The sequence below is a fragment of the Methylobacterium sp. WL103 genome (assembly GCF_008039885.1).
Classification (GTDB): Bacteria; Pseudomonadota; Alphaproteobacteria; order Rhizobiales; family Beijerinckiaceae; genus Methylobacterium; species Methylobacterium cerastii.
In genome coordinates this window covers 1-7846 of record NZ_VRUX01000165.1, presented here as the reverse complement: position 1 = coordinate 7846, position 7846 = coordinate 1, and the positions used below count along the sequence as shown (strand labels likewise).

The window sequence follows — 7846 nt, the reverse complement described above, 5'->3', positions numbered from 1 at the left end:
GCCGAGTTCGCCGCGCGCCTCGCGGCCAACCCCAACGCGTCGTTGTTCACGAACCGGAGCGGCCCATGAACATCCGCCAGTTCCTCGCCTGCACCCAGTCCACCTCCGCCGGGCGCCGGGCCGAAGCCGCCTCGGCGCTGACGCGGGCCTACCTCTACGGCAACCTCGAGGCGGACGCCGCCTGGGAGGCCAAGACCGCGATCCTCGCCCTCCTCGACGACCCCGCGCCGGTGGTGCGCCGGGCCATGGCCGAGGCCTGCGCCGCCTCGGCCCGCGCCCCACGACCGCTGGTGGTGGCCTTGGCCTCCGACCAGACCGAGGTCGCCTGCCTGGTGCTGGCCTCCTCGCCGGTCCTCACCGACGCCGACCTCGTGGATGCGGCGGCGATGGGCTGCGAGACGATCCGCGCGACGATAGCGGCCCGCCACCACCTCTCGCACGCGGTCGCCGGAGCGCTGGCCGAGATCGGCGCCGCCGACACCCTCGCGGTGCTGGCGCGCAACCCGACCGCGCGCATCACCACCGGCCGGATGCTGCGCATGGTCGAGCGCCACGGCGGCGACGCGACCTTGCGCGAGGCGCTGCTCGAGCGCGCCGACCTGCCGATCGAGGTGCGCCACGCGGTCGGCGCACGGCTGGCGCGGAGCCTTTCGGCCTTCGTGACCGAGTGCGGCTGGCTCTCGGCCGACCGCAGCGCCCGGATGAGCCGCGAGGCCGGCGAGCGCAACGTGCTCGAGCTGTGCGAGGGCGCCGGCGCCGCCGCCACCGCGCGCATCGTCAAGCACCTGCGCACCACGGGCCAGCTCAACGCCGGCCTGATCCTGCGGGCGATCCTCTCGGGGCAGATGGCGTTCGCGGAAACCGCGTTCGCCGACCTGACCGGCCTGGAGCACGCCCGCGTCGGGACGCTGCTGCGCGAGCCGCGCGGGATCGCCGAGTTGCACCGCCGTTCCGGCCTCGCCGAAGCGCTGCTGCCGGCGGTGGTGGCCGCGCTCTCGGCCTGGCGCGAGGCCGCCGACGGCACCAGCGCCTTGCGCGGCGTCGGCCTGTCGCGGCGCATGATCGAGCGGGCGATCACCGCCTGCGAGGACATGCCATTCTCTGAGATGCAGGGCGTGATGGCGCTGCTGACGCGCTACGAGGCCGAGGCCGCGCGCGACGAGGCCCGCACCGTCGCCCGCGCTATCGCCGAGGAGGCTCTGGCCCGCGAGGCTGCCCGCCGTGAGGCGGACGAGGCCGAGGCGGCCTGGCGCGCGGCGCAGCACGCGGTCGCGCGCGACGTCGAGCCCTACGACGGTGCCGAGGTGACGGCGCCGGACCACCTCGCCATCGATCCGCGCGACCGCATCGGCGACCGGTATCTGTGGGACGGCGCATTCCCGGAGGCGGACCTCTTCGCCGAGCGCGAGCGGCGCACCGACCCGGTCGGCGCCATCCTCGACGCGCTGCCCGAAGCGATCCTGGCGAGTTTCCGCGAGGAGCAGGAGCGCGTCCGCCTCGCCGCCGACGCCGAGGCTGCGCTCGACGCCCGGCCCGAGATCGACGGGGAAGAAGTGTTGGATCGCAGACGCCTCGCGGCCTGACCTGCGGAGATACGGATCGCGGGCGCCCGCCGACAGGCTTCGCGGCTCGCGGATCGCATTCGATCCCAGACCACTCCCGTCATCCCGGGGCTGCGCAGCAGAGCCCGGGGTCCAGAGCGCCGACAGTGCCAGGCGCGATCTCGACCTGCGAGTCTGGATTTCGGGCTCGCCTTCGGTGCCCCGGAATGACGGGGTGGGTTTCGGCAGCGGGCGCCGCCAAACGCCACGTTTCGATCCTCTGACCGGACGCAGCATGGATCGCGCCTGCTACGGACGCGCGGGCGCTCCATCGGCCGCCGCAGCCTTGTCGCGCGCGGAGCGATGCTGCAAAGCGTGCCCGTCCGCACGACCCGAGCCAGCCCATGCACGACATCCGCGCCATCCGGGACAACCCGGAAGCCTTCGACCGCGACCTTTCCCGTCGCGGCCTCGACTCGCTTTCGGCCGAGCTGATCGCGCTGGACGATGCGCGCAAAGCGGCCGTCTCGGCGGCGCAGGAGAACCAGGAGCGCCGCAACGCCCGCGCCAAGGAGATCGGCGCCGCCAAGAAGGCGAAGGACGAGGCCCGCGCGGCCGAATTGATGGCCGAGGTCGCCGGCTTGAAGGAGGTCGGACCGGCGCTCGAGAAGGCGCAGGCCGAGGCCGCCAAGACCCTCGACGACCGGCTTGCCGCAATCCCGAACCTCCCGAAAGCCGACGTGCCCGAGGGCGCCGATGAACACGGCAACGTCGAGTACCGCCGCTTCGCGTCCGCCCGCGCGGAACTGCCTGAGGGCCGCCAGCACTTCGAGCTCGGCGAGACGCTCGGCCTGATGGATTTCGAGGCCGCCACCAGGATTTCGGGCTCACGCTTCGTGGTGCTCAAGGGCCAGATCGCCCGGCTGGAGCGGGCGCTCGGCCAGTTCATGCTCGATCTGCACACGCAGGAGCACGGCTACCTGGAAGTCGCGCCGCCGATCCTGGTGCGCGACGAGGCGATGTTCGGCACGGCACAGCTGCCGAAGTTTCGCGATGATCAGTTTGCAGCAACACGCGACGCAGGCGCCATAGACCATGCGAAATTATTGCAAGATACTCTTAAGCGGGTAGCGCTTGAACTCGGAACAAGGCGATTGAGCGAACACTCCAACGATGTCCTTGAGGCTGCAATAGGTGCAAACTTAGCTACGCGCGGACTGGCGGATCAGCCAACCAATCTGTGGCTAATTCCCACGGCCGAAGTCCCGCTCACCAACCTCGTCCGCGAATCCATCCTCGCCGAGGACGAACTGCCCCTGCGCTTCACCGCCCTCACGCCCTGCTTCCGCGCGGAGGCCGGGGCGGCGGGGCGCGACACCCGCGGAATGCTGCGGCAGCACCAGTTCAACAAGGTCGAGTTGGTCTCGATCACCGCGCCCGAGAAGTCGGCCGAGGAGCACGAGCGCATGCTGTCCTGTGCGGAGGCCGTGCTGAAGAAGCTCGACCTGCCGTTCCGCACGATGACGCTCTGCACCGGCGACATGGGCTTCGCCAGCCAGAAGACCTACGACATCGAGGTCTGGATGCCGGGGCAGAAGACGTTCCGCGAGATCTCGTCCTGCTCGGTCTGCGGCGATTTTCAGGCGCGACGGATGAACGCCCGGTACCGTAAGGACGGCAAGCCCGCCTTCGTGCATACCCTGAACGGATCGGGCGTCGCGGTCGGCCGCGCGCTGATCGCGGTGATGGAGAACTACCAGAACCCGGACGGCAGCGTCACGATCCCGTCCGCGCTCGCGCCCTACATGGGCGGCCTCAACCGGATCGAAGGGCAGGCCACGTAATGCGCATTCTCGTCACCAACGACGACGGCATCCACGCGCCGGGCCTGGAGACGCTGGAGGGTATCGCCCGGACGCTGTCCGACGACGTCTGGGTGGTGGCGCCCGAGACCGACCAGTCCGGCGTCTCGCACTCGCTGTCGCTGAACGACCCGCTGCGTTTGCGCCACATCTCCGAGAAGCGCTTCGCGGTGAAGGGCACGCCGTCCGATTGCGTGATCCTCGGCGTGCGCCACATCCTGGCCGACCACGGCCCGGACCTCGTGCTGTCGGGGGTCAACCGCGGCCAGAACGTCGCCGAGGACGTGACCTATTCCGGCACCATCGCCGCCGCGATGGAGGGCACGATCCTCAACGTGCGCTCCATCGCCATGTCTCAGGCCTACGGGATCGGCGGCCGCGGGAACCTGAAATGGCAATGCGCCGCCCATCACGGCCCGATCGTCGTGAAGAAGATCCTGGAGACCGGGATCGAGCCGGGCATCGTGATCAACGTCAACTTCCCCGATTGCGAGCCCGACGAGGTCGCCGGCATCGCGGTCGCCGCGCAAGGCCAGCGCAACCAGGCGCTCCTCGCCATCGACGCGCGCACCGACGGGCGCGGCAACCCGTATTTCTGGCTCGCCTTCGCCAAGGCGCGGTTCGAGCCGGGCAACGGCTCCGACCTCAAGGCCATCGCCGAGAAGCGCATCTCGGTGACGCCGTTGCGCCTCGACCTCACCGACGAGCCGACGCTGACGCGCTTCGCGCAGGCTTTCGCGGAGTAGGTCCTCCGTAAGCTCCAACGGTGTTCTTCCCGTCCCTCGCCCTCATCCTGAGGTGGAGACAGGGAGCAGGCCGATCGACCCGGCGGAGCGGTCACGTCCCAAAGCGGAGCTCCCTTCCCCATGAGCCTCGTCCTCATCCCCGGCTACATGGCCGACGCCAGCCTGTGGGACGACATGGCCGAGGCGCTGGCGCCGGCCGGCCCGATCCACCACGCGAGCCTCGCCCACGACGATACGATCCCCGAGATGGCGCGGCGGCTGCTCGCCGAGGCGCCGCCGCGCTTCGTGCTCGTCGGGTTCTCGATGGGCGGCTACGTCGCCCGCGAGGCGACGCGGCTCGCGCCGGAGCGGGTGCGCGGGCTGGTCCTGGTCGCGACCTCATCGCGCTCCGACTCCCGGCAGCAGGCGGTGGCCAAGCGCCTCGCGATCGAGGGCGTCGAGGCGGGAGAGTTCGGAGGCCTGAGCCGGGCGGCGGTCGCCGCCTCGGTGCACCCCGACCGAGCCGGCGACGCGGCGCTGATCGAGCGCATCCGCGCGATGGGACGGCGCCTCGGGCGCGAGACCTTCCTGCGCCAGTCCCGGCTGCAACGCGTCGGCGACGAGGGCCGGCTCGGCGCCATCACCTGCCCGACCCTGGTGATCGCTGCGGGCCGCGATCGCCTGCGCAGCGTCGCAGAATCGGACGAGCTGCGTGACGGCATCACGGGCGCAACGATGGCGGTCGTCTCGGAGGCCGGCCACATGCTGCCGATCGAGGCGCCGGACGCCCTGGCGGCGCTGATCCTCGCCTGGCTCCGCGACCTGCCACCATGACCGGGCCGGACGACGAACGCGACGGCGCGGGGCTGAGCGGCCATGACGGCCTCGGCGGGGCGATCGAGAATGCGGCCTTCGTGCTGGCGCTTCGCGGGCGCGGCACCCGCGACACGGCGGTGCTGCGGGCAATGGAGCAGGTGCCGCGGGCAGCCTTCGCGCCTGCCGCGTACCGACATCTCGCCCGGCGCGACCTGCCGCTGCCGCTGCCCTGCGGGGCGGCGATGACCGCTCCGAGCACGGTGGCGACGATGCTGGCGCTGCTGAGGGTCGAGGCGGGGATGCGCATCCTCGAGATCGGCACCGGGTCCGGCTACGTCACGGCGCTGCTGCTGCAGCTCGGCGCCGAGGCCGTGACGAGCCTGGAGCGCTACGCGACGCTGGTGGCCCAGGCGCGCGCGAACCTTGGCGGACGGGTCCGGATCGTCCAGGACGATGGCCTCGCCGAGATGGAAGAGGGCGGCTTCGACCGCATCCTCGTCAACGGCGCCGTGTCGGCGCCCCCGCCCGGCTGGGGCGCGGCGCTGAACCCGGGCGGGCGCCTCGTCGCCGGATCGGAAGGCGGGCTGATGGTGGCCGAGCCGCGCGGGCAGGGCCTCGCCATCGAGCCGGGACCGCGGCTGCGCCTCGCGCCGCTGGTGCCGGGGCGGGCGGTCGCGCTTTAACCAAACCCGTTCACCGCCACGATGACGGTAAGCATTCCTAAACGGCGATTCGGTGAGCGAAATGGTGCTCGCGCGGCCGCGAACGTGGTGAACGGGAACGGTTGTTTAACCTGAATCCGGCTTTCATGGGCTCATCAAGTTGCGTCAGGCAAACGGGTGCGTCGATGCGGGTTCGCGGGACTGGTCGGAGGATGAAGACGCTGTCGCGCTTCGCTCTCATCGGAGTTATCGGCAGCGGTGCCGCCGCCTGCTCGTCGGACGCATCGCGTCTCGACAACCCCTTCACAAATCCGTTCGCCTCGAACATGGCGAGCGAGCCGGCGGCGACGGGGAGCCTGCCGGACATGCCGTCGGCGCCGCCGATCCGCACCGGCCGGATCCAGTCCGAGGCGCTCGGCGCACCGATGGCGATCTCGCCCCGGCCCGGCCCGGTGGCCGCCCGCGTGCCGACCCAGCCGATGGCGCAGACCACCCGCGTCGCCTCCACCGGCAACCCCGGCTGGAACGCGCAGGGCGGCACCACCATCACCGTCGCCCCGAACGACAGCCTCAATCAGATGTCGACGCGCTTTGGCGTGCCGGCCTCGGCGATCCTGTCGGCCAACGGCTTGACCAACGCGAGCCAGGTGACGCCCGGCCGCCAACTCGTCATCCCGGTCTACAGCGCCTCGGGCATGAACCCGGCGGCGGCCCCGATGACGGCGCGGGCCGTTCCCGCCGCCCCCTCGGAGCGGATCAAGGCCGCCGAGACCAAGCGCCAGGATGACGCCAAAGACGCGGCGAAGGCCGAGGCCAAGCGCAAGGAAGCGGCCAAGGAGGCGCAGAAGGAGGCCGAGGCCAAGAAGCTCGCCGACAAGCGCGCCGATGAGAAGGCCCGCAAGGAGGTCGCCGCCAAGGAGGCGGACGCCAAGAAGCACCACGTCCGCCCTGGCCAAGTCGCCAAGGCCGACGCCAAGACGGACACCAAGGCCGACGTGAAGGCAGAAGCCGCGCGCAAGACCGAGGCCGAGGCCAAGCAGGCCAAGGCGGATGCCGCCAAGGACGCGGCGAAGAAGGTCGCCGAGGCCAAGGCCACCAAGGCGGCGTCCGAGAAGGCCGCCGCCGACAAGGTGGCTTCGGACAAGGCCGCGTCGGAGAAGGTCGCCGCCAAGCCGGAGCCGGCGAAGGCCGTCGCGACCGCGAAGGTCGAGCCCGCCAGCACCGGCTCGGTCGCTGCCGCGGCGGCGGACCAGACCTTCCGCTGGCCCGCCAAGGGCCGGGTGATCTCGGGCTACGGCTCCTCCGGCAACGAGGGCATCAACATCGCGGTGCCCGAGGGCACGTCGGTGAAGGCCGCCGAGGACGGCACCGTCGCCTATGCCGGCTCGGACGTGAAGGGCTACGGCAAGCTCGTGCTGGTGCGCCATGCCAACGGCTACGTGTCGGCCTACGCCCACAACGGCGAGCTCGACGTGAAGCCCGGCGAGAAGGTGAAGCGCGGCCAGACGATCGCCAAGTCCGGCGCGTCCGGCAACGTGACCTCGCCCCAGCTGCATTTCGAGATCCGCAAGAGCGGCGCACCGATCGATCCGATGTCGCAGCTCGCGAGCAACTGAGCGTCAGGCCTCTGCACCAAGTCGGAGGGCGGCCCGCGAGGGCCGCCTTTTTCCGTTTCAGCTGCTCGGCGTCTGGAGCGTCCCGTCGGGGCTGTGGTGATCGACCGCCGCGGGGAGCACCTTCGCCAGCACCGCCAGGACTTGGTCGGTCGGGATGCCGAGCTTGTCTGCGATCCGGCGGACCTGCTCGTTGTCCATCACCTCGCGCAGGTCCTCCGCCGTGATCGGCTCGTTCGCGCCGCGGCCGAGCCAGGAATTCACCTGGGCGGCGTAGCCCGAATTCTGGAGCTGGCTCAGAAGGCCCTGGAGGCCGCCCGGCAGCACACGCTCGATGATCGAGGGCAGCGCCTCGATGGCGGCTTGGCCAAGGCTACCGTCGAGGGCGTTCTTCAGGGTGTCGAACAGGCTCATCGCTCAGGCTCCTCGCCGAATCGCGCGCACTCTAGCCGGCAGCAGGGATCAGGCCACCTGCGTCGAGAATTGCCGCTGCGGCGCAAGGGTGCCGTCCCGGCTCTGCCGGTCGACGGCGCCGGGCAGGAACTCGGCCAGGGCCGTGGGCACCCGGGCCGCCGGGACGCCGAGATCGGCGGCGAAGCGCGTCAGCGCCTCCGGCGAGAGCAAGGC

At 71.2% G+C, this 7846-nt stretch carries 7 protein-coding genes; 6 read left to right on the top strand and 1 reads right to left on the bottom strand.

The features are described from left to right. Positions 1 to 65: 65 nt before the first annotated feature. The 6 genes from FV222_RS12165 to FV222_RS12140 all read left to right on the top strand — a co-directional run bounded on the left by FV222_RS12165 (position 66) and on the right by FV222_RS12140 (position 7222). Positions 66 to 1583, top strand: a complete 1518-nt coding sequence (locus FV222_RS12165) for a DUF2336 domain-containing protein (RefSeq protein ID WP_147814427.1) — start codon at positions 66 to 68, stop codon at positions 1581 to 1583. Between the two features lie 362 nt (positions 1584 to 1945). Then, positions 1946 to 3385, top strand: coding sequence for a serine--tRNA ligase (gene serS / locus FV222_RS12160; RefSeq protein ID WP_147814425.1), 1440 nt, complete (start codon positions 1946 to 1948; stop codon positions 3383 to 3385). Further along, positions 3385 to 4149 (top strand): 5'/3'-nucleotidase SurE, encoded by a 765-nt coding sequence (gene surE, locus FV222_RS12155; protein ID WP_147753270.1) that lies wholly within the window; start codon positions 3385 to 3387, stop codon positions 4147 to 4149. The genes serS and surE overlap by 1 nt, the downstream gene beginning before the upstream one ends. Positions 4150 to 4269: 120 nt before the next feature. Next, positions 4270 to 4962, top strand: a complete 693-nt coding sequence (locus FV222_RS12150; RefSeq protein ID WP_147814423.1) for an alpha/beta hydrolase — start codon at positions 4270 to 4272, stop codon at positions 4960 to 4962. Then, positions 4959 to 5627, top strand: a complete 669-nt coding sequence (locus FV222_RS12145) for a protein-L-isoaspartate O-methyltransferase (protein ID WP_147814421.1) — start codon at positions 4959 to 4961, stop codon at positions 5625 to 5627. Before FV222_RS12150 ends, FV222_RS12145 begins: the two co-directional genes overlap by 4 nt. 164 nt (positions 5628 to 5791) lie before the next feature. Further along, entirely contained in the window at positions 5792 to 7222 is a 1431-nt protein-coding gene (locus tag FV222_RS12140) for a peptidoglycan DD-metalloendopeptidase family protein (RefSeq protein ID WP_147814419.1), read from the top strand. Positions 7223 to 7279: 57 nt separating this feature from the next. Here FV222_RS12140 and FV222_RS12135 read toward each other — a convergent pair whose 3' ends face one another. After that, a complete protein-coding gene (locus FV222_RS12135; RefSeq protein ID WP_147814417.1) occupies positions 7280 to 7633 on the bottom strand; it encodes a YidB family protein in 354 nt (117 codons plus the stop codon). Positions 7634 to 7846: the final 213 nt, after the last annotated feature.

Excerpts from the sequence above, each read along its gene's own strand:
- FV222_RS12165 (WP_147814427.1), top strand. The coding sequence starts at position 66 with ATGAACATCCGCCAGTTCCTCGCCTGCACCCAGTCCACCTCCGCCGGG.
- serS (WP_147814425.1), top strand. The coding sequence starts at position 1,946 with ATGCACGACATCCGCGCCATCCGGGACAACCCGGAAGCCTTCGACCGC.
- surE (WP_147753270.1), top strand. The coding sequence starts at position 3,385 with ATGCGCATTCTCGTCACCAACGACGACGGCATCCACGCGCCGGGCCTG.
- FV222_RS12150 (WP_147814423.1), top strand. The coding sequence starts at position 4,270 with ATGAGCCTCGTCCTCATCCCCGGCTACATGGCCGACGCCAGCCTGTGG.
- FV222_RS12145 (WP_147814421.1), top strand. The coding sequence starts at position 4,959 with ATGACCGGGCCGGACGACGAACGCGACGGCGCGGGGCTGAGCGGCCAT.
- FV222_RS12140 (WP_147814419.1), top strand. The coding sequence starts at position 5,792 with ATGCGGGTTCGCGGGACTGGTCGGAGGATGAAGACGCTGTCGCGCTTC.
- FV222_RS12135 (WP_147814417.1), bottom strand. The coding sequence starts at position 7,633 with ATGAGCCTGTTCGACACCCTGAAGAACGCCCTCGACGGTAGCCTTGGC.